The organism is Paenibacillus sp. FSL L8-0158 (assembly GCF_038592965.1).
In the GTDB taxonomy this organism is placed as follows: Bacteria; Bacillota; Bacilli; order Paenibacillales; family Paenibacillaceae; genus Paenibacillus; species Paenibacillus polymyxa_D.
Genome location: NZ_CP151949.1, coordinates 4,651,134 through 4,674,740 on the forward strand (window position 1 = coordinate 4,651,134; position 23,607 = coordinate 4,674,740).

Annotated in this window: 23 protein-coding genes; 8 read left to right on the forward strand and 15 right to left on the reverse strand. The window is 48.3% G+C overall.

Going from position 1 to position 23,607, the window contains the following annotated elements; all coding sequences use genetic code 11:
* Window positions 1–61 precede the first annotated feature (61 nt).
* Entirely contained in the window at window positions 62–1,225 is a 1,164-nt protein-coding gene (locus tag NSQ68_RS20515; RefSeq protein WP_342427044.1) for a glycosyltransferase family 4 protein, read from the reverse strand.
* Window positions 1,226–1,429: 204 nt separating this feature from the next.
* Here NSQ68_RS20515 and NSQ68_RS20520 point away from each other — a divergent pair, with 204 nt between their 5' ends.
* Window positions 1,430–2,557: a YheC/YheD family protein gene (locus NSQ68_RS20520; protein WP_307353313.1), complete on the forward strand. Its 1,128-nt coding sequence runs from the start codon at window positions 1,430–1,432 to the stop codon at window positions 2,555–2,557.
* An 88-nt stretch (window positions 2,558–2,645) separates the two neighbouring features.
* Window positions 2,646–3,443, forward strand: a complete 798-nt coding sequence (gene asd / locus NSQ68_RS20525; protein ID WP_342427045.1) for an archaetidylserine decarboxylase — start codon at window positions 2,646–2,648, stop codon at window positions 3,441–3,443.
* 185 nt (window positions 3,444–3,628) lie between these two features.
* Here asd and NSQ68_RS20530 read toward each other — a convergent pair whose 3' ends face one another.
* Entirely contained in the window at window positions 3,629–4,414 is a 786-nt protein-coding gene (locus NSQ68_RS20530) for an AraC family transcriptional regulator (RefSeq protein WP_061830088.1), read from the reverse strand.
* A gap of 180 nt (window positions 4,415–4,594) precedes the next feature.
* On the opposite strand from NSQ68_RS20530, the gene NSQ68_RS20535 reads away from it, so the two are divergent.
* Complete coding sequence (locus NSQ68_RS20535; RefSeq protein WP_307353311.1) at window positions 4,595–5,893, forward strand: aminotransferase class I/II-fold pyridoxal phosphate-dependent enzyme; 1,299 nt, start codon at window positions 4,595–4,597, stop codon at window positions 5,891–5,893.
* Window positions 5,894–5,994: 101 nt separating this feature from the next.
* On the opposite strand, the gene NSQ68_RS20540 is transcribed toward NSQ68_RS20535, so the two are convergent.
* A complete protein-coding gene (locus tag NSQ68_RS20540; RefSeq protein WP_307353476.1) occupies window positions 5,995–7,272 on the reverse strand; it encodes a HAMP domain-containing sensor histidine kinase in 1,278 nt (425 codons plus the stop codon).
* A gap of 205 nt (window positions 7,273–7,477) precedes the next feature.
* Here NSQ68_RS20540 and NSQ68_RS20545 point away from each other — a divergent pair, with 205 nt between their 5' ends.
* Window positions 7,478–7,585, forward strand: coding sequence for a YjcZ family sporulation protein (locus NSQ68_RS20545; RefSeq protein ID WP_342427046.1), 108 nt, complete (start codon window positions 7,478–7,480; stop codon window positions 7,583–7,585).
* Between the two features lie 111 nt (window positions 7,586–7,696).
* Here the strand turns inward: NSQ68_RS20545 and NSQ68_RS20550 are convergent, their stop codons facing one another.
* The 5 genes from NSQ68_RS20550 to NSQ68_RS20570 all read right to left on the reverse strand — a co-directional run bounded on the left by NSQ68_RS20550 (window position 7,697) and on the right by NSQ68_RS20570 (window position 12,479).
* Window positions 7,697–8,920 (reverse strand): ABC transporter permease, encoded by a 1,224-nt coding sequence (locus tag NSQ68_RS20550; protein WP_307353310.1) that lies wholly within the window; start codon window positions 8,918–8,920, stop codon window positions 7,697–7,699.
* Between the two features lie 2 nt (window positions 8,921–8,922).
* The gene (locus NSQ68_RS20555; protein ID WP_342427047.1) at window positions 8,923–9,669 is read right to left on the reverse strand and encodes an ABC transporter ATP-binding protein; all 747 of its coding nucleotides are present in this window, start codon (window positions 9,667–9,669) and stop codon (window positions 8,923–8,925) included.
* A gap of 18 nt (window positions 9,670–9,687) precedes the next feature.
* The gene (locus NSQ68_RS20560) at window positions 9,688–11,079 is read right to left on the reverse strand and encodes a DEAD/DEAH box helicase (protein WP_342427048.1); all 1,392 of its coding nucleotides are present in this window, start codon (window positions 11,077–11,079) and stop codon (window positions 9,688–9,690) included.
* Between the two features lie 122 nt (window positions 11,080–11,201).
* A complete protein-coding gene (locus tag NSQ68_RS20565; RefSeq protein WP_342427049.1) occupies window positions 11,202–11,981 on the reverse strand; it encodes an SDR family oxidoreductase in 780 nt (259 codons plus the stop codon).
* 39 nt (window positions 11,982–12,020) lie between these two features.
* Window positions 12,021–12,479 carry a chemotaxis protein CheX gene (locus NSQ68_RS20570; protein ID WP_307353307.1) on the reverse strand — a complete coding sequence of 153 codons (459 nt, stop codon included), beginning with the start codon at window positions 12,477–12,479 and terminating at the stop codon, window positions 12,021–12,023.
* 429 nt (window positions 12,480–12,908) lie between these two features.
* On the opposite strand from NSQ68_RS20570, the gene NSQ68_RS20575 reads away from it, so the two are divergent.
* The 3 genes from NSQ68_RS20575 (at window position 12,909) to NSQ68_RS20585 (ending at window position 15,576) form a co-directional block, all read left to right on the forward strand.
* On the forward strand, window positions 12,909–13,811 hold the full coding sequence (locus NSQ68_RS20575; RefSeq protein ID WP_023990132.1) for a LysR family transcriptional regulator: 903 nt from the start codon (window positions 12,909–12,911) through the stop codon (window positions 13,809–13,811).
* A gap of 60 nt (window positions 13,812–13,871) precedes the next feature.
* Window positions 13,872–14,681 carry a histidinol-phosphatase gene (locus tag NSQ68_RS20580; protein ID WP_342427050.1) on the forward strand — a complete coding sequence of 270 codons (810 nt, stop codon included), beginning with the start codon at window positions 13,872–13,874 and terminating at the stop codon, window positions 14,679–14,681.
* 154 nt (window positions 14,682–14,835) lie between these two features.
* Window positions 14,836–15,576 (forward strand): GTP pyrophosphokinase family protein, encoded by a 741-nt coding sequence (locus NSQ68_RS20585; protein WP_103050015.1) that lies wholly within the window; start codon window positions 14,836–14,838, stop codon window positions 15,574–15,576.
* A gap of 139 nt (window positions 15,577–15,715) precedes the next feature.
* Here the strand turns inward: NSQ68_RS20585 and NSQ68_RS20590 are convergent, their stop codons facing one another.
* Window positions 15,716–16,177, reverse strand: coding sequence for an alpha/beta hydrolase (locus tag NSQ68_RS20590; RefSeq protein WP_342427051.1), 462 nt, complete (start codon window positions 16,175–16,177; stop codon window positions 15,716–15,718).
* Between the two features lie 167 nt (window positions 16,178–16,344).
* Here NSQ68_RS20590 and NSQ68_RS20595 point away from each other — a divergent pair, with 167 nt between their 5' ends.
* Entirely contained in the window at window positions 16,345–17,232 is an 888-nt protein-coding gene (locus tag NSQ68_RS20595; RefSeq protein ID WP_342427052.1) for an NAD-dependent epimerase/dehydratase family protein, read from the forward strand.
* Between the two features lie 342 nt (window positions 17,233–17,574).
* Here NSQ68_RS20595 and NSQ68_RS20600 read toward each other — a convergent pair whose 3' ends face one another.
* The 6 genes from NSQ68_RS20600 to sdhA form a co-directional block, all read right to left on the reverse strand.
* Complete coding sequence (locus NSQ68_RS20600) at window positions 17,575–18,183, reverse strand: GNAT family N-acetyltransferase (protein ID WP_342427053.1); 609 nt, start codon at window positions 18,181–18,183, stop codon at window positions 17,575–17,577.
* Window positions 18,184–18,234: 51 nt separating this feature from the next.
* Window positions 18,235–18,975, reverse strand: coding sequence for a metallophosphoesterase family protein (locus tag NSQ68_RS20605; RefSeq protein ID WP_025724028.1), 741 nt, complete (start codon window positions 18,973–18,975; stop codon window positions 18,235–18,237).
* A gap of 105 nt (window positions 18,976–19,080) precedes the next feature.
* On the reverse strand, window positions 19,081–20,025 hold the full coding sequence (locus NSQ68_RS20610) for a metallophosphoesterase (protein ID WP_342427054.1): 945 nt from the start codon (window positions 20,023–20,025) through the stop codon (window positions 19,081–19,083).
* A 64-nt stretch (window positions 20,026–20,089) separates the two neighbouring features.
* Window positions 20,090–20,899 (reverse strand): AAC(3) family N-acetyltransferase, encoded by an 810-nt coding sequence (locus NSQ68_RS20615; RefSeq protein WP_342429147.1) that lies wholly within the window; start codon window positions 20,897–20,899, stop codon window positions 20,090–20,092.
* A 171-nt stretch (window positions 20,900–21,070) separates the two neighbouring features.
* Window positions 21,071–21,838, reverse strand: a complete 768-nt coding sequence (gene sdhB / locus NSQ68_RS20620; RefSeq protein WP_039272681.1) for a succinate dehydrogenase iron-sulfur subunit — start codon at window positions 21,836–21,838, stop codon at window positions 21,071–21,073.
* 19 nt (window positions 21,839–21,857) lie between these two features.
* A complete protein-coding gene (gene sdhA, locus NSQ68_RS20625) occupies window positions 21,858–23,603 on the reverse strand; it encodes a succinate dehydrogenase flavoprotein subunit (RefSeq protein ID WP_013311796.1) in 1,746 nt (581 codons plus the stop codon).
* Window positions 23,604–23,607: the final 4 nt, after the last annotated feature.

Consider the following 23,607-nt stretch of genomic DNA (forward strand, 5'->3'; position numbering starts at 1 on the left):
ACCCGGCTGGGAATCATGGCTAATGCCTATAAGATAACCTATGCGCGTAACAGCGCCTACGTCACTCCGTTGCGCAGTCCGTTATGATTTGTGCCCAGCGTTGTGCTGAGTGCTGCCACAAAAATCGTCTCCGTACCTCGCCAAGTCCGGCTTCTCCCATCCGTCGTCGCAAGTCAGGTTGCTGGAGCAGCCTGATGATGGCATCGGCCATTTCCTGCTCACCGTGAGACGGATACACAAGCCAGCCTGTCTCGCCGTGTTGTACTACCTCCGGAATACCGCCGATTCGTGAAGCGACCACAGGCACTCCTGCCGCCATGGCTTCTAGATTGACCAGCCCGAAGGCCTCATCCTTCACTGAAGGAACAACAGTCACATCGGCTAGCTGATATAGCGAGGCCAATGCTGGATGCGGAACATAGTCAAGGAATTGCACATGCTTCCCTAACCTTAGTTTACGCATCTGACGATGCAACGACACCGTGTACGGCGTGAGGCGATCATGCCCGTAATAGGCACTACCTGCAATGAGCAGCAGTACGTCCGGGCAGGTGCGGACGACATGCCGCAGGGCTTTGAGTAGACGGTGAACGCCCTTCCCTGGCATCAGTCTGCCCGCAAATAATACGATTTGGCGGCCTGACCAGCCGAAATCGTCCAATCGCGCCGACCTGGCCGCTTCTGCTGCTGGAGTCCACCGTGGCAGGAAATCGCCAGGATGGATACCCAGCTTGTTTACGACGATGCGTTCCCTAACTGCGTCGGAACAGTCAGAAGCTACGATTGCCCCCAAATACGCACTGTTCACAATAATGCGATCCATCGATGCCAGCAGCCTACCCATGTCCTTCCGTTCAAGGTGAGGCTCCCGGATGAACGTGGTCGAATGCAAAGTCAGCACAACTCGGCTATCGGGCAAAGCCTCGCGAATGGCATACGCTACTGCCGGGCGGTTGTGTACATCTACTACCGCTGGTGACCATCTCTTTAAATCGGCAATCACCTCAGAAATATAACCTGCTCCCCGCGTAAAACGCATACAGGGAATTCCGTCGACATCGCCATGATCAGATGCCTCTGCTCCCTTTATGCCATAGATCTGCGCCTGAATCTCATGACTAGCCAGCGGTACCATGCGGGCAATTACCCGCTCCACAGAACTGCTGCGGGGCGAAGGTATAACAAAGGAGCCTGGTGTAACGACTGCTACCTTCGGCCTCTGCATCACCTCACCTACTTTCTGACCTTATTCCAACACTCTGCAACACTCATCTTGTATCATATCGTCTGCCTCCCTGAAAGGTGCCTCGCTTCTAACTTTGGGCTTACCGCAAGGCTAGCGTCCATGCCTGGCCGATCTTTGATACATATGATGGACTAGAATCACAGTATGATCAGTTGGAGTGACTCAAGGAGGGCGGACATACTCATGTTGCATGTCGGCGTCATGCTCAACCCGGCAACCTACCGGGGCATTCCCGCCATGAGGACGCGATATGAATCCATCGCCAATTACGAGGACGCCGGGTTAAGCTACGAGCTCATCCCCTGCTTTCTTCGTCTGGAGGATATTCATATAGCGACCGGAACATGCCGGGCTTTTGTTAAACACGGCAACGAGTATCGGCAAATCACTCTTCCGTTGCCGCCGGTCATCCACAATCGGACTCTCTATCGGCAAAATGAAAATGCCAGAGATATCAACAAGCTTGTAAAAAAGGGATACTATATTTTTAATGAACAAAACCGTTTCCACAAAGACCATATACATGCAATTCTGCAGGAAGACCCTTTGCTACGCATCCACCTCCCCAAAACATTGCAAGGCAACCTTTCCTCCATCCATACCTTAATGGAGGAAAGCGGAGATGTTGTAATTAAACCCAGTAGTGGTAGCGTGGGTAGAGGAATTATGCGTCTGCGGCATTCCCGCGGAGGCTGGACTTTGCAATGTGCTCATCCTGCTATACCTGAGCGTTGGTCCACACTACGTTTGCATGTCGGAGAACTCCCGTTATTTCTACACAAACGACTGCTCCATGTGCCTCATATCGTTCAGGAAACCATACCGCTTGCTTTGTATAACAATCGTCCGTTTGATATCCGTGTGACGGTTCAGCGCGGATATGGCGGTATCTGGGGTGTAACAGGCATGTTCGCTAAAATTGCTCCTTCCCACACCTTTGTCTCCAATGTGGCACAGGGCGGTACGGCCCGTTCCTTACTGGAGGTGTTATCACAAACAGAGACGGTTCAGACTTCGAACGCAGTCCGATTGATAAATGAACTGGAGCGGCTCTCGTTACAAATCGTGCACCGACTGGCACAAACCCTTCCCCGTCTCGCCGATGTCGGTCTGGATCTGGGAATTACCCATGAGGGCAAGATTGTTTTTATCGAATGCAACGGTCGTGACCAGCGCTATGGCTTCAGCCAGGCTGGCATGCATAATGTCTGGAAAGAAACATACACTCAGCCGATGGCTTACGCTCGTTGGCTTCTCGAACGGATGCCTTCATCAGACACCGAACGTTCACCAGGCCGTCCACTGTATTGATTTACGTCACATTCTGTGTCAATATAGTTCAGAGCGGCCGGACAGGTTCCGGCCAAGACGGCTCGGAAATGAACAAGGGGGATCTGTAATGGCAAAACAGTGGCTGCGGCTTATGACGGAGCTATCATCGCGCAAGTGGGTGTGCCGGATTGTAGGCTCCTTCGCGCAAAGCGGTGCAAGCCGACTTTTTATCCCCACCTTTATACGTACGTACCAGATCCAGACGCATGAGGCGGAACAGGAATGGAAGGAATACCGTTCTCTGAACGCCTATTTTACACGCAAATTAAAAGCGGGCATGCGCCCGATTGATACGAACGCCGAGGTGATGACCAGTCCGGTGGATGCACGGATTACTTTCACTGGACCAATTACGTCCGGCACTCTTTTGAATGTCAAAGGGCAGGACTATACGCTGGATGAGCTTCTTAACCGCTCTCCGCGTCTTGAAAAATACACACACGGCTATGCTTTTGTACTCTATCTCAGCCCGACGGATTATCATCGCATTCATGCACCAGTATCCGGTACGCTGGTAGAAAAAGAACATCTGCGCGGCAAGGTATACCCAGTGAATGACTTCGGCTTGCAACATATGCGAGCAGTTCTTAGCCGCAATGAACGACAGATTACGTACATTGCCCACGAATATGGTGAGGTGGCGGTCGTCAAAGTTGGCGCAATGAATGTAAGTAGCATCAAATATACGGATGATAAAGCCGTCTCATGGACAAAAGGAGACGATCTCGCCTATTTCGAATTTGGCTCAACCGTCGTTTTGCTAACTGAAAACGGCACGTTTGAGCCAGACCCCGCATTGAAGCTGGGGGATGCGGTGAAAATGGGACAACGTCTGGGTTGCTTTCGACATGATCCCAAAGCATAAGTGAACTTAGCGTAATAGTATTTTAGCTACACATATGAGCATAGGGATCGAATGATATAAATTGCTCATATCAAAAAGGACCCGGCGTAATGGCTCGGGTCCTTTTTGGAATTTATCCTTTATATTCGTCATGCGTTACTCCCATTATGCCTAAATCCGAAACAGCTTGTCCACCCTCCATTGCATTACCGGATCTCAGACGGACTTTTCCCCGTGTATTGCTTGAATTGGCGGCTGAAAAAAAAGATGTCACGATACCCCAAAGCCTCTGCCACCTCGGTCACATTCATTCCCGCATGTAGCAATAGATGCTGTGCACGCTCAATCCGCATGCTGATAATATGAGATTGCGCGGACACACCCAGCAGCTCCTTGAATTTAATCGAAAAATAACGCGGTGACAGCCCCGCCCGTGCAGCCAAATCCTCGACGCGATGAGGAAGTCCCGGATGCTGACGCACGTAATTGGCCGTTTCCCGAATGACCTCGGTGAGCTGGTTACTGGCCTGTTGCTCCTGCGGCTCCTTACGGTCCGCACGCAGCAGATGAATCATCAGTTGTTTCAGAATCAGCTTGCCTTCCTCGTCAGCTCCGTAAGCACGCTCCAGGCGCAGTCGAACGTACCTGGCAAGCATATGCTCTACCTCGAACGTTTCCTCCAGCATACGGTAGCTTGCAGGGATAAGCTTTGGTTGTTCGATGAGATCAAAATGAATATAGGTAAGTATGAGCGGCTTTTGTGGGTTATGCGTGGCACGGGTATCGTCCCCCGGCTTGAACAGGAAGCAACTCCCCTTGCTCACCGGATACGATGTCCCGTTTAAGACCACTGTTCCTTCTCCGCTCCATACATAAAATAAATCATAGTTTGGCATCGGCTTCTCGCGTACCTGCCATTTCCAGCCCGGCTCGCACACAATTTTGGCGAAGGCCGACAACAGGATAAACGATGACGCAGATGTATCCAGCAAAATCTGCACCTCCTCTTGTTAATCTTTGGTTGTCCTCTATCCCGTTAATTTATAATATAAGCTCAGCGCCGTTATTAAGCAAAAAAATGCGGTTTTATGCTCCCAGATGCTTTTGCGTGACGCTTACCGTGTGTGATGCTATAATATGTAATCAAAATGACTTGGAAGGATGAAACGGGAATGAATCCACTGGCAGCGCAGTTAAACCAAAACATTCAGACAGGCAACGAACATGTATATCAAATGCTTTCTCTTTTAGGGAAAGAAATTTATTTCCCAAAAGAGGGGATTTTGAGTCAATCCGCAGAAGCCGGGAAGCTTGCTAAAAAGTACAACGCCACGATTGGTATTGCTACGGAAGGCAATGGTCCTATGCATTTGGAGGTCATTCAGGAGAAGCTATCCGCTTACAATCCCAAGGATTTATACCCTTACGCTCCCCCTGCGGGCAAACCTGAACTTCGTAGTGTATGGCGTGACAAAATGCTGAAGGAAAACCCTTCGTTGGCTGGAAAAAGTTACGGCCTTCCCGTAGTTACGAACGCGCTGACCCATGGTTTGAGCATCGTTGCCGACCTGTTCACGGATGAAGGGGACGCTGTCATTTACCCAGACAAGAACTGGGAAAACTATGAGCTGACTTTCGGTATTCGCCGTCATGGACGTTTGGTGAATTTCCCGTTGTTCACAGAGGATCAAAATTTTAATAGTGAAGGATTACGCGAGGCGCTACTGGCACAGAAAGAATACGGCAAAGCGATCGTTGTGCTGAACTTCCCGAATAACCCGACGGGCTACACACCGGGAGTCGAAGAGGGTAAAGCGATTGTTGCTGCCATCCAGGAAGCCGCGGAAGCAGGCATCAATGTCGTAGTTGTGACGGATGACGCTTATTTTGGTCTGTTCTTCGAGGACTCTCTTCATGAGTCACTATTCGGTCAGTTAGCTGGACTTCATCCGAGAATTCTACCCGTCAAAATTGACGGAGCTACCAAAGAAGAATTCGTTTGGGGCTTCCGTGTCGGATTTATTACCTTTGCTTCGGAACATCAGGATGTACTGAGCGCACTGGAACAAAAAACATTAGGGATTATACGGGCAACGATTTCGAGCGGTCCTCACCCATCTCAAACCTTCGTCCTGGACGCCCTCAAGTCAACGGACTTTGAACAACAGAAGAAAGAAAAGTTCCAAATTATGAAGGGACGGGCTAATAAAGTCAAAGCGTTGCTCGATAGTGGAAAATACGGAGATGTATGGAGCTACTATCCTTTCAATTCGGGTTATTTTATGTGCCTCAAGCTGAACGGCTTGTCCGCTGAACGACTGCGCACACATTTGCTGGAACAATATGGGGTAGGAACGATTGCGCTGGGTGAATATGATCTCCGAATCGCATTCTCATGTATCGAGGAAGAGTATCTGGAAGACCTGTATGACATTGTTTATCGTGGCGCACAAGATTTGTTGAACGCCTGATATGTAACAGATTCAATATAGCATCATTAGCGGTATGCCGGATGTTGTGGCATACCGCTTTTTAATGGGCTGAACCATTGTGAATCACACTTCGAAACAAACTATCCTTCAGCAGCGAGCATTGATTCCTGTGCGAGTGGCAGCAGGATGACTACCTCCGTTCCGACTCCGGGCTCACTCTCATAGTGTATACTTCCGTTCATGGCTTCAATGATTCGAAAGGAGACGACCGTTCCCAATCCCGTTCCTACCTCTTTGGTTGAAAAAAACAAAGTACCCACTCGCTCCAGATGCTCCTGACTCATGCCTTTTCCTGTATCCCTAATATGCAGACATGCCTTCTCTTCCTGAATCGCCAGCTTTATGTATACCCTGCCTCCATCATCCGCAGCTTCGATCGCATTTTTCGTCACATGTATTAACGCCTGTAACAGCTGATTACGATCCATATGTACGTATATTTCATTCCTTAGCTCAGTATACAGTCTTACGCCTTGCTTGGTCGCCATCGGTTTCAAAAGCAAAACAATCTGTTGAACCATGCCAGACAGATCCATCAGCTCTGTGTTCCCAATCTGCGGTCTGGATAAGTTCAGATAGTCGCTAATAATTCTTTCAGCCCGATCGACCTCTGCTAGTGCCAAAGCAATATATCTGCGATTTTTCCCTTCTAGCCCTGACTGAACCATTTGCAAGAACCCTTTAATAACGGTCAATGGATTCCGTACTTCATGAGCCATAGAAGCAGCCAGTTCACCTAACGTATTCAGATGCTCAGCATATTTAATCTTTCTTCTCATTTCTTCCCGTTCCAAACTAAACTCCATCCAGAAAGAGGAGGCTCCAATGCTTAGGAATTGAATCATACCGAACCAGAGTATTGCCCGGATCAGCTCGATCTCATCCTTATCCAGCCTTCCATTGACCCAGGAATGCATTAACAGAAATATAAACATGGCAATACTGGTCCATATACTCATTAGCATATTCATGCCCACCCGAAGCAATATACTATTGAGCTGCATAAACTTTTTTCTCACCAAGAGAGGCCCCAAATAACACAACATCATGCTGGGAAAGCTCACCACCATAGACTCAGGATCTATATACATACGAGCCATCACCATCAACGTTATATTCAGAAGCCCTGCCTTAGGACCAAAATATAAAACAGAAAGGATCAGAGGAACATATCGGAGATCCCAATATAGTCCATACCAAATGTACGAAAACATAAGGCAAAGCACAGAAGACACACCCAGCACCCCTCCCATAAGCAACGGGGTATGTTTCATATGCCGATGATCTGACAAAGCGCTATATACCAATAACGGTACAAACACAAGAAATATGTTCACGAGCAGCTTATCTATCAGCATCTCGTCTTTCCCACTTTCCAAGTGATAATGATTACATACTTCTTCTATTCTCGACAATACGTGTCTTTTCCTCTCTCCTCCCCTACATTGATGAAAAATATAAGGCGATTCGGCAACATGCCTGAGCATTGGCCCACGCAATCTGAAAATCCACTTCATAAGATACGATGTATCCTTTATCACAATGACCGAGAGGAGAATGAGCATGGGAGCAGAAGAAACAAGAGGCGGTTACGGCGCATTCACAAGCACAGGAACAATTCTGGTACTGTTCATTTTATTAGTTATCATCAGCAAAACGATCTTTATATAAGCTGACGGATATCTGCACCCACGGCTACGATAGCAGTACACAAAAAGGCTAATTCGCAGGCAACTCTTGCTGCTTGCGAATTAGCCTTTACTTTATTCACATAGATACAAATTACACTTCTTCTTCATCCTGACCGTCCAAACGCCATTTTTTGGCTTGAGCACCTCGTAACAGGAACACTACTGCAACTCCCCCAAGCAATGTGAGCAGTGTAGACAGTAGATCTTCCGTTCCTTTTGCCAGAAAAGGAAGCCACAGAACCACAGCAGCCGGCAACGTCAACCGAACAACAAAGTCGAGAAAAGACGCACGACGACTATGCGCAGGAATCGGATACAACTGAAGCCATAATGAATCCTTGTGATACTGCCTTAGTGAAGTGACCTGTACACCAATGAGGAATATGAAAAATAAATATACTGCAATACCAATCCAGCTAGCATGGGTGATATATATAATTAACAACCCCAGAATCCCGAGCCGAATGACAATACCTGCTGGCTCTGTACGCAGGAACGTCTTAAACAGCAGGTAACGATACGCTCCCCTTCTGTTCCAAGGTATGTTACCTCCCAACCAGGACAGCCAACGACGTGGCGTCACTCTCTGCGTAAGGGCGGGCACATCGACGAACCAGCCCAAAGTGCGCATCACCCGAGCAGCCTGCATACCCTCTGTACGAATCAGCTTTTCCCAAGCCACTAGCAGCTTGACCGGAAAACGCAGAACAAGCACGTACACCACACCGACCAATATGATAAAGGGTACGCTGTGTAGTGGAGGCTGCCATAGCCATGCGGCTACCATCAGCACAGCCAACACCCACCGAAGCAGACGATAGCCTATACTCCCGCCAATCGATACCATACGAAGCTCTTGCCAGCCGCCGTAGCTGAATAGCAGCTTTAATAGCACGAACAGTAGCAGGGTCAGTAGCAACGGCTTAGGCGCGGAATCACTGCGAATATACAGCGGCCACACGATAATAGACAGCAATAGCAAACCGAATATTTTATACACCACACCTCGAATCCGGCTGGCCTTAAAATAATGGTGCATTGCGTGCTCCTGTGGACGGAGAAACACAATATCCGCTGCGTTTAAATACGTACGAAAGCTCGCATGAGCAATTGGAATAGCCACAATCAGCATGATCCAGCGGATGGGCAAATCCGGTGGAGTATGCATTAGTAGCGACGTGTACCATGCGGCAAAGGCAATCAGTGCAAAGCCGAACACCACCGCCAGACCGCTCTGAATGACATAGCCCAGATAAGGCAACACCTGTCCCCAGAACGCTACACGTCTTTCTTTATGCAGACGTTGCAAATCCATGCTCATTCCCTGCCCTGTACCAGCTCATAAAATGCATCTTCCAGCGGCATGCCCGGCTTACCCGCCTGTGCTGTCACTTCGCCCAGCGTACCCTGCGCAATGATGGCACCCTGATGAAGTACAATGAAACGATCGCAATAATTTTCAATCGTGGACAAAATATGAGAACTGAGTAGAATGGACGAACCGGAACGCTTCATCTCTAACATAAAGTCAAGCAGGGAACGAATACCAAGCGGGTCCAAACCCAAAAATGGCTCATCTATGACATACAACGGCGGCCCCGCTAAAAATGCACACATAATCATCACTTTCTGGCGCATCCCTTTAGACAGGTGCATCGACATACTTCCACTTTTATCCCGCATACGGAACAAGTCCAGCATTTGATCACTGCGTGTGCGGAAATCTGCTTCGCTAACTCCGTACGCTCTGGCCGTGAATTCCATATGCTCCATCACCGTCATTTCAGGATACAGCTCTGGAGATTCAGGTACAAAAGCAATGGCTCCCTGATATTCCTCGGGATTTTCATCCTGCTTATGCCCCTGCACACGAATTTCTCCGGCCTGCGGTGTCATCAGGCCCAAAATATGCTTCATGGTCGTACTTTTCCCGGCCCCGTTCAGACCGATCAGTCCTACCATTTCGCCCGGTTTCACATCCAGCGAAATCTGATGCAGCACCGGGCGCTTGGCGCTATATCCGCCAGTCAGTCCGTTAATTTGCAACACAGGCTGTTGTTCCATGGCTTCCCCTCTTCTCCCTTACTCGTTCGGTTTTGATCCTTTTTCCTTCAGCCATCTTGGTGCACCCTTGTTTTTACGATCACGCTCGCGTTGTGCTTTTCCTGCTTTGGACAAGGCAGCTCCTTTACTCTTGCCTGGAGCTGAACCGTTCGCGGAATTCCTGCCAGGACGTCCGTTTTCAGTGCGAACAGGTGCCTTACGGTTTTCCGTCAGTGCTCCGTCAGATATGGATCTGGACTCGGATGGTCTTACAGGCGCACGCTTGGCATCCGCCGGACGCGGCACGACTACTCGACCTCCGTGTAACGCACGCTCTGCGATGTCAATGCCCAGTTCACGGGAGAACTTACGCATGATGAATGTTTCACGGTCAGTGACAACCGATGCCACCAATCCTTTGCGTCCCATCCGTCCTGTCCGTCCTGCACGGTGAACATATGCTTGGCTATCCGTAGCCGGGTCAAAATGAATAACCATTTCAAGGCCCTCAATATCCAGACCACGGGCTGCCACATCCGAAGCGACCAGCACTTTGAGCTTGTCCTCGCGGAATCGGGCCAACACATTGCTACGCGTGACTTTATCCGCATCTCCATACAAGGATGCCGTAGTCAGCCCCATATGCTTGAGCTTGGCTTCGATCTCTCCGATGGCATTGGTTGTATTCACGAACACCAGCGCTTTTCTCGGATTAAAATGACGTACCAGACGGCGCAGCATATCCACCTTATCCCGTTCTTCGGATACAAAGTAATAGTGTTCCAATCCACTGGCCGTCTTCTGGTCGGGATCAATCCCAATTTCTACGTATTCACGCATCTCCCGTTTCGCCAGCGACTGAATCTCGTCGTTCAGCGTTGCGGACAGGAATACCAATTGACGATCGCGTTGGGCGGTGCCCAATATATTTGTTACATCGCCTGCTCCGCCGAGCTGGAACATCTGATCCACCTCATCGATGACAATGGCTGTAATATTGTGCATTTTCAACTTTTTTGAAGCGATGAGTTCCCGTACACGTCCTGGTGTGCCCACGACAAGCTGTGGATGATCCTTGAGCTTTTCGATTTGACGTTTGATAGCCGCCCCACCAATCAGACCGAGTACACGGATTCCGCGATGCTCTCCGTAGCGTTGACCCTCACGTACAATTTGCATGGCCAGTTCCTGGCTTGGAGCTAGTATCAACTTTTGCGTAGCCTTTTTCTGTGGATCAATCGCTTGCAACAGCGGCAGCAAATAAGCCAGTGTCTTGCCTGTGCCAGTTTGTGAGCGCGCCAATACATGCTTTCCCTTCATTATTTCCGGTATAGCCTCTGCCTGAACTGGCGAAGGCTGTGTAATTTCATGCTCAGTCAGTTTGTCCAACAGATCTTGTTCAACGCCGAGCGATTCAAAATTCATTGTCATGAAAAGGTCCAACCCCTATACGTAAATTCGTTACTCTCCATTATATGCGAAAATAGCCCTGTTACCAAATCACAAAAATAAAAGATGTCCCTCACCATAGCTAATGGCTTACGGGACATCTTTTATTTCTTATTCATCACCCCATGACCCAGCCTATCGGTCAGTCTGGGAGCTAACTGATACAGCTTGAGAAAAGGAGATACCCACCGTGGCAGATTAACCTCCTCCTTGCGAAGCTCCATCGCTCTTACAATATGCCGTGCCACCTTATCAGGTTGTAGCATAAACCAGCTTACATTTCGAACATATCCTCCTGTAGGATCTGCCAGCTCAAAAAACGGTGTGTCGATCGGCCCGGGGTTAATCGTCGTTACAGTCACTCCACTCCCGCGCAGCTCTTGCCGGAGCGCATTGCTGAAACCGAGCAATGCATGCTTCGTCGCCGTGTAAGAAGACGATTTGGCTGTCCCGATTTTCCCGGCCATCGATGCTACATTGACAATCTGTCCATGGCCCCGCTCTGTCATTTGTGGCAGAAACGCCTTGATGCAGCGAACGACACCCATGTAGTTCACGTCCATCATTTGTTCAAACTCCGTCAAGTGGGTTTCATTAAAATACTCAAATTTTCCGTAGCCCGCATTGTTAAGCAATATATCGACCCGTCCGTACTGTCCCAATACTCGTGCTGCAACAGCCTCTACCTGCTCCTGGCGGGTGACGTCCAGTTGGATAAGCTCATGTCTGCCGCTGATTCCCGCAGATACTTGCTTCAGTCGCTCCTGCGAGCGTGCTGTTAAAATAGGAATCGCGCCCTTTTCGCTTAACAACTGAGCGCAAAGGGCGCCAATCCCACTGGATGCACCTGTAATCACAACTATCTTGTCCTGTAGTCTACTCACGGTCATCCCTCCACATTAAAGAAACTTGCTCCTTTAATATTAAGAGATCATCACCTGAATATCCAGCTCACCGATTCCTTCCACCGTGAGCGGAATATAAAGGGCACGCTGAGGCACAAAAGTGGTCAAGTTTTCTGATTTCATGACCTGCGGAGGCGTAATATCCACGACAATTCCCTGACTGGACAAAATCGTACTGGCATTGCCACTAATCATATTGCCCAATTCTGAAATTGCGCTTTTTCCCATCTCATCAATCTCAGTCAACACAAATCCGCCCATCATCGCTGATACCATGCGTAGCGCCACCTGTTCATTCAGGCCGAACACAATATTTCCGCTAAGCTGTCCGGTCATCCCGATCATAATCCAGATGTGGTCGTCCACCATCTCGACATTTTTCACACCAAGATTTCCGGGTGAAGGAGATACTTGGATCAATTGTTCAATGACCCGTCGCGCCGACTCCAAAAAAGGATTTATCACTTCTGCCTTCACGATCAAAGCGCCCCTTTACGATGGGCTTTTAGACATACAACAAAAGTCCCATTTTAATTAGAATTTTTTAAGCAAATATTACTACATAACGTTTCGACCCTCAATAAAATACTCTCTCTATCACTTATCGACAGCTGCCCGGTAATTTTTTATAGCTAAATCACAAAAACTGTGAATAATGTCCTATATCTTTACTCCTTAGTCTATTTAGATTGATTATTTTTGAAGGATATCAGGACTTTAGTCTTTATTTCCCAATATACCACACTTTAAGGTGCTCTGCTTCGATTCATTGCCCTTCCTGCTCGAATAACCTATAATTTAATGAAATAAATCATAACGACGGTTTTACATATGAACCTATGGATTGGCTAAAAATATTCATTCTATACAGCTGCGATAAGATTAAGAAAAGAGAGGAGGAACTTCATGAACATCAGTCAACTTGAAACACTTATCATGATTTCCAAAACGATGAGCTTCCGCAAAGCCGGAGAACTTCTCAATTTGACGCAGCCGGCGGTGTCCGCCCAAATTAAAAGTCTAGAGGATGAGTTCAAAACCATTCTGATTGACCGCAACCAGCCTGTCACCCTGACCGACCGGGGAGCTGTTTTTTTGGAACACGCCGAGCGCATATTGGAGGTTGTTGAGGAATTAAGACAAAAATTGTACGATCTAAACGAAACACCACAGGGTCACATTGCGCTGGGTACCACAACATCCATCGCTATTCAAATTTTACCGCGCGTGCTTTCCTACTTTCAGGATCAGTTCCCTCTCATCAAAACCTCCATTCAATCCATGGCTTCCTCCATGATTTATCAGCAGGTGGAGAACGGACTTATTGATGTTGGCATCGGCTATCTGATCGAACGTAATCCTAATTTAAGCACTTCGGTTCTGTATTACGATTCCTTTGAGCTAGTCGTTTCTCCTACTCATCCGCTAGCTTCACAACCACATGCTACCATTGAAGCCCTTCGGGAAATTCCGCTGATTCTGCTCTCTCCCGATACGGTGGGACGAAAATTCGTGGATGATGTATTTAAAAAGCACCAAATCGTGCCTCATGTCGTGATCGAGTTGTCCAGCAGTGAGGAAGTCAAACGGATGGTCGAAATTAATCTCGGTGCTGCCATTATTTCCAGACTATCGGTCACTTCTGAACTGCGTGCAGGCACATTAAAAATGATCCATATTCCCGAGCTGGAAGTTAGTCATCCTGTAGGAGTGATTTATAAATCCGGCCGATATCTAAACTCAGCCATGCAGCAATTTTTAAGTGATCTGAAGGGGATGCCGGAGACGAATTTTACCAGTTCTGAATAACGTAATTCACTATGAACACCATACGAAATATAAACCCTGATTACGAAAGGAAGACAGGCTATGAAATTTGATCTGCACACCCATCATTTCCGCTGCGGTCATGCAGACGGAAACATTCGAGATTACATTGAAGCAGGCATTCAGTCGGGCTTACAAGCGATTGGTATTTCGGACCATTCCCCTTTCTTGGGCAGCGAACAAGATCAGGCTTTTCCTAAAATTTATATGGCTAAGTCACAGCTTGCTGAATACGTAGAAGAGGTACAACAGCTTAAAAAGGAATACGAAGGCCGTATTGACGTGCTCCTCGGGTTGGAAACGGATTATTTTCCTGATTTTGCTGAATTATATCGTTCCACTCTGGCTCCTTATCCATTTGATTACCTGATTGGGTCGATTCACAATGTCGAAGGGGACAGCATTTTTAACCGTAACCGTTGGAACAAATTAAGCGATGCTCGTAAAATCGAGGTCAAACGAGCCTACTATGCGCTCATTCAGGAATCTGCGCGAAGCGGCATGTTTCAGATTTTAGGTCATATTGACGCAATGAAGGGGAACTTCCCTGCCTTTTCAGACATTCCTGCCGATACAGTCATTGATGAAACCTTGCGGGTAATTGCGGAATCCAATGTGGCGATTGAAATTAACACTTCGGGTAAAACCAAGCTGAGTGGTGGATGGTACCCGTCTGCTTCTATTTTAGAGAGAGCGCACCATTTTGGTGTGGAGGTTACTTTTGGTTCGGATGCTCATAAGCCTTCGCGTGTAGGCGATGACTGGGAAGAGGTAAAGGCAATGCTGAAGGATATCGGCTTCCGCGAATGGGTTTATTTTAAAGAAAAACGTAAAATTCCTGTGGCGCTTTAAAATTCAAGGCGGGGATTGCCGCTCCGCAAATCATTTGACCATACGAACGCTGCTGCAATGGGATTGTTGGGAATTTTAAATTATAAGGTAATATCCCATTGCAAAGGCGAACGCTTAGCAAGATTATGACATCTATGTGTGAGGAGAATTACATATGCACTTGGAAGATCCTATGGACAAGCTCAAAAAGCTAAAGCATGACATTACGCGATTTATGCTCATCTATAAGTTTGCGCTCGACGAAATGGAAACCAAGATTGAAATATTAAAGCAGGAATTTCAAGCATTGCACGATTACAGCCCTATTGAGCATACCAAATCACGCCTTAAATCTCCTGAGAGCATCATGAATAAAATGATCCGTAAAAATAGCGAGTTATCGCTGGATGCTATCAAGGATCATATCAAGGATATCGCTGGTTTGCGTATTACTTGCTCTTTTATTTCTGACATTTATGATGTCAGTAACATGCTTCAGAGACAGAGTGACTTGAAGGTACTGGAAATTAAGGATTACATCAAGAACCCCAAGCCGAACGGTTACCAGAGCCTGCATTTGCTGGTTCAAGTTCCTGTATTCATGTCGGATTGTGAGGAGCTAGTCTGCGTAGAGGTGCAAATTCGAACCATTGCGATGGATTTCTGGGCCAGCCTGGAGCATAAAATCTTTTATAAGTACAACCAGTCCGTTCCCGAAAGTCTGACACGTGAATTAAAGAACGCAGCGGATTCCGCTAATGCGCTCGATCTTCAAATGGAGCGACTGCATCGTGAAATTAAGGAGATCAAAGACGCTAGAGGTGAAGAAGACTCCATAGAGGAGCTTCGGAAGATTATGATTAATAATCAGCAAATTACGGTGCCGGCCAATTTCTTGAAGCTTCTGGGAGAGTAATATTAGGCGGTACTCCACCGCTATGCAAATGATTTGATCCTATGATCGCTGTTGCAACGGGATTCACTGGATGGCATAGGCCCTTTTAAAGAGTAGAATCCCATTGCAAAGGCGAACACTGCAGGAGACAAATTTATGATCAACGAATCGCATGTTTGTTCAAAAATTGAAGAATAGAATCATTAATTAAGATCGGCTTCTCTCTAAGCATGTGCGGTCGATGACTACAACCTGGAGCAATTAGATAACGTGAGTCTTGAACCCTTGAGCATAATTCCAGAAGCTGCTCTTCTGTGGCGAAACCGTCATGTTCTCCGGCGATAAATAATGCAGGGCACGTAATGCTGCTTAACTCCTCACGTGTCAGTTGTGGATATTGGCGCCAATCCTGTGCGCTCTGGCGCATAAATTCTTGCCAATTCCCCTGATGTGCCTCCTCATGCCGTTCCATCATTTGATGGATCATTTCATAACGTTCGTTTTGGATGAGCCACTCCGGTTCAAATTCATCCGCCCCCTCAGGACATGCGATTCCACTACAGCCTATGGTCGTAACGGTCGCGAACATTCGAGGGTGCTTCACCGCACAATATAAAGCCACATTGCCTCCGCAGCTGTACCCATTTTTTCGTAATACATTTCTAAATCCTGAATTTCTACGTATGGCATATGATCCTCCTCTTTTTCATTGTGTCCTGTATCTTTTACATTCCTTAGTCCGTCTATCTTAATATAAATGAAAACCATTCCAGAAGGAGTGATGTAAGTATGAAAAAGATACTTGTATTGGGTGGAACGCGCTTTTTTGGCAAGAGACTGGTGGAACGTCTGCTGGAGAGTTCGGAGAACTCCGTTACCATCCTCACACGAGGCCAAACAAGCGATTCGTTTGGTGACCGCGTTCAGCGGATCTGTGCAGACCGTACCGACCAGCAAGCGCTCGCTGAGGCGGTGGGTGAGCAAGTGTGGGACGTTGTTTATGATAATATTTGCTTTTCCCCAGATGAAGCCAGCGAAGCCTGCCGCATTTTTGATGCTAAAGCCAAGAGGTATATTGTCACCTCCAGTCTATCCGTCTATGATTCGAGCCCGGAAGTGCTGACAGAGAGCATCTTTGACCCTCTAGCTTACCCGGTTCGCAAGGGCGGTAAGGACGATTTTACATATCAGGAGGCTAAACGGCAGGCAGAAGCAGTTTTTATGCAGCAAGCTACATTCCCTGTAGTCGCTGTTCGTTTTCCGATTGTACTGGGAACAGATGATTATACGAAAAGACTTCATTTTCATATCGAGCATGTTCGTGATGGAACAGAAATCGGAGTACCTAATTCCGCAGCACAAATCTCATTTATACGTTCCGATGAAGCCGCAGATTTTCTGCTTTGGCTCGGTCACACTCATTTAACAGGTCCTGTAAATGCTTGCTCCGACGGTACAGTGAGGATTAGAGAGATCATTTCGATCATTGAGCAGGCAACAGGAAAACAAGCTGTGATGAAAGAAAAAACAGCAGACGAGCACATGTCTCCATTCGGCATTACACAATCGTGGTATATGGATACGTCCAAAGCCCAGTCAGAGGGGTACTCATTTCTCTCCCTAAATGAATGGCTTCCAGAGCTGATAACCAGCCTGAACCGCTCCTATAAATCATAAAAAAAAGAGGACCCGAAGCTTCGGGTCCCAGCAGTATATATATAATTCAAAGGGGGTCATGTTTATGTTGTACCCACTCTATGTTAAAGTAACTTTGCAGTTATGTTTCATTTTTGTAACAAAATGAAATACAAAGGAGCCCAGCCAAGGCAAGAAGACCACTCGCCACCACAGAGATAGAGAATGCCCTACTATAGAATAACAAAAAAAGAGGACCCGAATCATCGGGCCCAGCAACATATATTATTCAAAAGGGGGTCATGTCTGTATTGTACCCGTCCTGTGTTAGAGTTGTTTTGCAGTTATATTTCATCTTTGTAACAAAATATTCCATTGTCATTTCTACGCATAATCCCCTTGGGTCATCGAAAATACCAATACACTCGGCACCACTCCTGAGGGATCATAAGCACCAATGGTACGCAGCAGGCGCATCTTATTTTTAATAAGCACACGCGTAGAAGCCTGATTATCCTCTTGGCAACGACTTTCGATCCGCTTGAGCTTCAAAGATCCGAAACCAAAATTCAGCATTTCTCCCACGACTTCTGTAGCCAGCCCCTGTCCCCAAAAGGGACGATCCAGAATATAGCCCAATTGCGCCTCACCCGTTCTTTCATTCCATTGCTGAAAAGAGACGATACCTAGCAACGGTGAGGAGGTAGACTCGTTGGATTCACCAGGCAGATTGCTTTCTCCTGTATTTCTCTGATGCCATTCCACCGCAAAATGCAGGGAATCCAGAGAATCAGCAGATATTTTAATTTGCGCAACCAGACGCCGCATTCGTGCATGGACTGGCTTGCGAATTCGATTCACATATTGGATCACCAATGGATCGGATAGGATCCGTTCCAGCGCGGGATAATCCTCCGTTCTTAGCTGGCGCAATTGGACTCGACGGGTGTAAAGCTCCGGTAACCCAAGACGAAGCATTTCTCTGGTCAGCACAATATTCCCTCCTGCGGATGGATTGGCTTTTAGAAATGAATGTTTCCATACTTAATCCAGATCCTGAATCCCCCGGTAAATTCCTGTACGCAGCTCTCGAATATAATACGGTAAAGAAGGCACAGCAGCTTCCTCCGCTTGTTTTACCGCCAGTTCTATATCATAAGGCACACGTACAAAATGAATAGAGAAGGACGTAGGCTGCTCCTCTCCCATCTCCCCCTCTAAAATGCAGTAGGAAGCCTGCGTAACATCCAACGGATTTCCGACACTACCGACATTAAAAAGTGTTTTTCCCTGAAAATGCTGGATAAAAGCATTGTGCACATCACCATATCCCACCACATCCGGAGCAAAAGCAACTTTTCCATTTTCTTCTGCTAACGGATCGAACATGGCAAGCCTTTTTTCCGGCTCATCCCATGGCTGCACGCGGTGATACACACTTTGCGGTGAGGCATGCACCAGGCGGATACGGCGTCCGCTCATTCTGAAATCATAATGAAACGGCAACTGTGCCAAATACTGCACTCGTTCTGCCCCCAAGCGTTCGGCTTGCCAGCTAAAATTGAGATCATCCGTAATACTAACCAACTCATCCCAATTCCCCCGCACGACCACTTCACAACGTTGACGGACAGCATCCAGAACCTCGCACGGGCTAGGCCCTTTGCCGATCAGATCCCCCAAACAAAACACACGGCTAATGCCTCGGGAAGCAATATCCTCCAGCACCGCCTCACAGGCAGGCCAATTGCCATGAATATCTGAAATGACAGCAATACGGTCCATCTGAACCTCACTCCTTTGTCCGAAACGGCTACATCTCTACACTACATTCAAGCCATCTTTATGTAGTTCCAACATATATGATAAAGATGAAAAAAAGATCATGGCCTATTGGCCGGACTTTAGCGTAATGACGCTAAGCTCCGGTCTGCACAGCACACGAATCGGCAGATGTGTCATGCCAATGCCTCGGCTGACATACAGCGGCATTCTCTTCGTCCCCACATGAAATAACCCCTGGATGTACTTGCGTCCACCCGGAGGCGGCATGGGCGCTCCAATGACCGGCAAGCGTACCTGTCCTCCATGCGTATGCCCCGACAGTTGAAGATCAAAGGACATTTGCGCCGCCACATCTGCATAGTCCGGCTCATGCATCAGCAGCAACTTGCACATCTCATCAGGTAGCCCGTGGATGGCACGCTGCGGATTGGGCTTGCCCATAATGTTATCCTCTAAACCAACCATGGCTACACGCTGCCCCGCGCGCTCTATAATCGCATGCTCGTTTCTCAGCAACGTAAATCCGGTTTTCGGATATAATTCCTGAACTCCGGCGGGTAAGCCTCTATAATCATGATTGCCCAGAATAGCAAATTTGCCAAGTGTGGCGTGCATCGAAGCCATAACTGGAACAGCAGCCTTCATGGATACTGCATAGTCATCTACAATATCGCCTGTAAAACAGAGCAAGTCCGGCTTCAGACCTGCTATACGGTCCGCAAGCTCGCGTAGATCCTGCTCATCCATGTGAAAGCCCAAGTGCACATCACTGAAATGTACAACCCTGATTCCGTCAAAAGCAGACGGAAGACGAGGGATAGACAAGTTGAAGCGTGTAATTTCCAAATGATTAGGCTCCCATAAGGAAGCATATCCTCCAGCCAGAAGCGCGGTTCCGGCTGTGGCTAAAGCCGCTTTTTTCAGAAAATGGCGGCGCGAAGGATTGGCTGGTTCATTTGAAATGGAACGCCGCGAAGAACCGGGAGGGATAGCGGCCCCCTGATGTGGGCCATCCTGACTCTCGCGGCGGGTGTGCGGCGTCTTCTCCATATGCGTTCCCCCTTGCGATCTATTCCTTGATCTCACTTATTTGAATTCTTACCGTCCAGAAGCTTTAGCGATGGGTGGACAACCACTGCTCCGCATAGTCTATCAAATCACATTGCCTCGCGAAAAAACATGAAGCCTCCCCAATGTTCACCCGTGTAAAAGCTGAGGGACAGTCCCGTTCAAAATCAAGTCCCAGCTTCTCAAAGTCATCTGAGGTAATATTAAAATCCTGAAAAGATACCCACGCTTTTGCTCCATCCACCCTCATAGGAGCTTGATGGGTGATCACTTCACGTCCATTGTAGGCTGTTCGATATTCCGCCAAATGCAAGGAGGTGTTGCTGTCATGTCCGCAGCCCAACAGCAGTACATAGGCATCTGCCTCGTACAGCTTCGCCAAGGGCGAATGCTCACCCAGTCCAAAGTCGAGCTCATGAGCTGCCAGTAATTCCGAAGCTGCGGGTCCACGCGCCGCCAGAGAAACATGCGGATGCCCGCTGCGCTTGGTTCCCGGCAGGCCACGGAACGTTTCTACAATGATACCCATCCCTCCGGTCAGCGTCCAGGCCGGATCATAAGCGGGTATTTCCTCGCGTACCAGTTCCCACCATGACTCATCCAGAGGCGGGTTCATCCAAGTCGAGGGATCAGTCAAGTCATGTGACTGTGTCGGCATCACCAGCGTCCCTTCCGAGCCAACTGCTTCGGTTAGCGCGGCAAGAATGGCCGAGGCCCCGCCTGGAACAAAGCGTCCAAAGCTGCGCATCGACGAGTGAACAAGCAATGTCATGCCGCTCCGAACTCCCAGATCCTTTAATCCCTTCAATACATCCGACCTAGTGACAGGTCGATTCGTTATCGGTTGCACAGTCACCTGCCCAGCCTCCTTTTCTCCAAAAACGATACACAATACCATAATTATACCATAACTGCTATCCCGCGCTCCTTCCTCCATGTTACCCTCCATCATTCCTGAGCGCAAAAAACAGGCTTTCTCCAGTTTGAGAAAAAGCCTGTTTGGGCATAACCTATTCGCTGTCTGGTGCTATACAGTCAGCCAGCGCTTGAACATATGCTTGGTCGTTTCCTTGTTCATTTCGGCAATAGAAGTTGTCAACGGAATGCCTTTCGGGCAAGAGCGTACACAGTTTTGCGAGTTCCCGCACCCTTCCAGCCCATCGTCCGTCATCAATGCCTCCAGCCGCTCTTCCTGATTCATTTCCCCTGTCGGATGGCTATTAAACAGGCGAACCTGAGATATCGCCGCAGGTCCAATAAACGTCGTCTTCTCATTGACGTTCGGGCAAGCTTCCAGACAGACACCGCAGGTCATGCACTTGGACAGCTCATACGCCCACTGACGCTTCTTCTCTGCCATTCTAGGACCAGGGCCCAGATCGTAGGTACCGTCAATCGGAATCCACGCTTTGACCTTCTTGAGCGCATTAAACATCCGGCTGCGGTCGATGACCAAATCCCGAACGACCGGGAACGTGTTCATCGGCGCGATCGTAATCGGCTGCTCCAGCTTATCGACGAGCGCTGCACAGGCCTGACGCGGCTTGCCGTTAATCACCATGGAGCATGCTCCGCATACTTCCTCCAGGCAATTCGACTCCCAGCACACCGGAGCCGTCTCTTTCCCGTGGCTGTCCACCGGATTACGCTGAATTTCCATCAGCGCGCTAATCACATTCATCCCCGGACGATAAGCCAATTCGAATTCTTCCGTATAGGGACTGGCTTTAGGATCAGCTTGACGGGTCACAACGAACTTCACTGTTTTATTCGACTTCACTGCTTGCTCCGACATCTAAATACACTCCCTTCTATTATTTGTTCTTGGAATAATCCCGAATACGCGGCTTGATCAGCGAAACATCCACCGCTTCATACGAGATTTGTGGTCCTTCCGGTGTCCAGTCCGCAATCGTCGTTTTCAGGAAATCCTCATCGTTGCGATCTGGAAAGTCTGGTTTGTAATGGGCCCCACGGCTTTCGTTGCGCAGTAGCGCACCTTTAGTCATCGCTTCAGCCAGCTCCATCATATTCCACAGCTGCCGTGTAAACGCTGCACCCGCATTGTTCCAGCGCGAAGCGTCATTGATGTTAATGTTAGAGTAACGCTCCTTCAGCTCCTTGATCTTATGGATCGTAGCTTCCAGCTTGTCATTATAACGAACCACAGTCATGTTGTTCGTCATCCACTCGCCCAGCTCTTTATGAAGAACATAGGCATTTTCTTTTCCGTCCATATGCAAAATACGCTCATACTTCTCCGTCTGCTGATTAACTGCCGCATCAAATACGGAGGTAGCTATATCCTGGGCAGATTTTTTCAAGCCTTTGATATATTCCACAGCCTTAGGTCCAGCCACCATCCCGCCATAAATGGCTGACAGCAACGAGTTCGCACCCAAACGGTTCGCTCCATGATATTGGAATTCACACTCACCAGCCGCGAACAGACCCGGTATATTCGTCATCTGATTGTAGTCGACCCACATGCCACCCATTGAATAATGAACAGCCGGGAATATTTTCATCGGGATTTTGCGCGGATCGTCACCGACGAATTTTTCATAAATTTCAATAATGCCGCCCAGCTTTACATCCAGCTCTTTCGGGTCCTTGTGGGACAGATCGAGGTAGACCATGTTCTCGCCATTAATACCCAGTCCATCATCAACGCATACACTGAATATTTCACGTGTCGCAATATCGCGAGGGACCAGATTTCCGTAAGCCGGATACTTTTCTTCGAGGAAATACCATGGCTTACCATCCTTATACGTCCAAATACGACCGCCCTCTCCCCGTGCTGACTCGGACATGAGACGCAGCTTGTCATCACCGGGTATAGCCGTCGGATGGATCTGGATAAACTCACCATTCGCATAGCGTACGCCTTGCTGATACACCGCACCGGCAGCCGTGCCCGTATTAATGACGGAATTCGTGGTTTTACCGAAAATAATCCCGGGGCCACCAGATGCCAAAATAACTGCATCCGCCGCAAAAGTCTTCACTTCCATCGTACGCAAATCCTGCCCGCAAATCCCTCGACAGATGCCTTCATCATCCAGTACCGCCTGTAAAAACTCCCAGTTTTCATACTTGGTCACCAAACCCGCAGATTCCCAGCGCCGTACCTGCTCATCGAGAGCGTACAGAAGCTGCTGTCCTGTCGTAGCACCAGCAAAGGCGGTCCGATGATGCTGGGTACCGCCGAAGCGGCGGAAATCCAGCAGTCCTTCCGGTGTCCGGTTAAACATGACGCCCATGCGGTCCATGAGATGAATAATCCCTGGAGCCGCTTCGCACATCGCTTTTACCGGCGGCTGGTTGGCCAGAAAGTCCCCGCCATAGACTGAATCATCAAAGTGAATCCAGGGTGAGTCTCCCTCACCCTTGGTATTTACCGCACCATTGATGCCACCTTGAGCACAAACGGAGTGGGACCTTTTGACCGGAACCAAAGAAAATAAATGAACGTGAACTCCCGCCTCTGCCGCCTTGATCGTAGCCATTAGACCTGCCAGACCGCCGCCCACGACAATAATGTTGGATGCTGCCATTTCT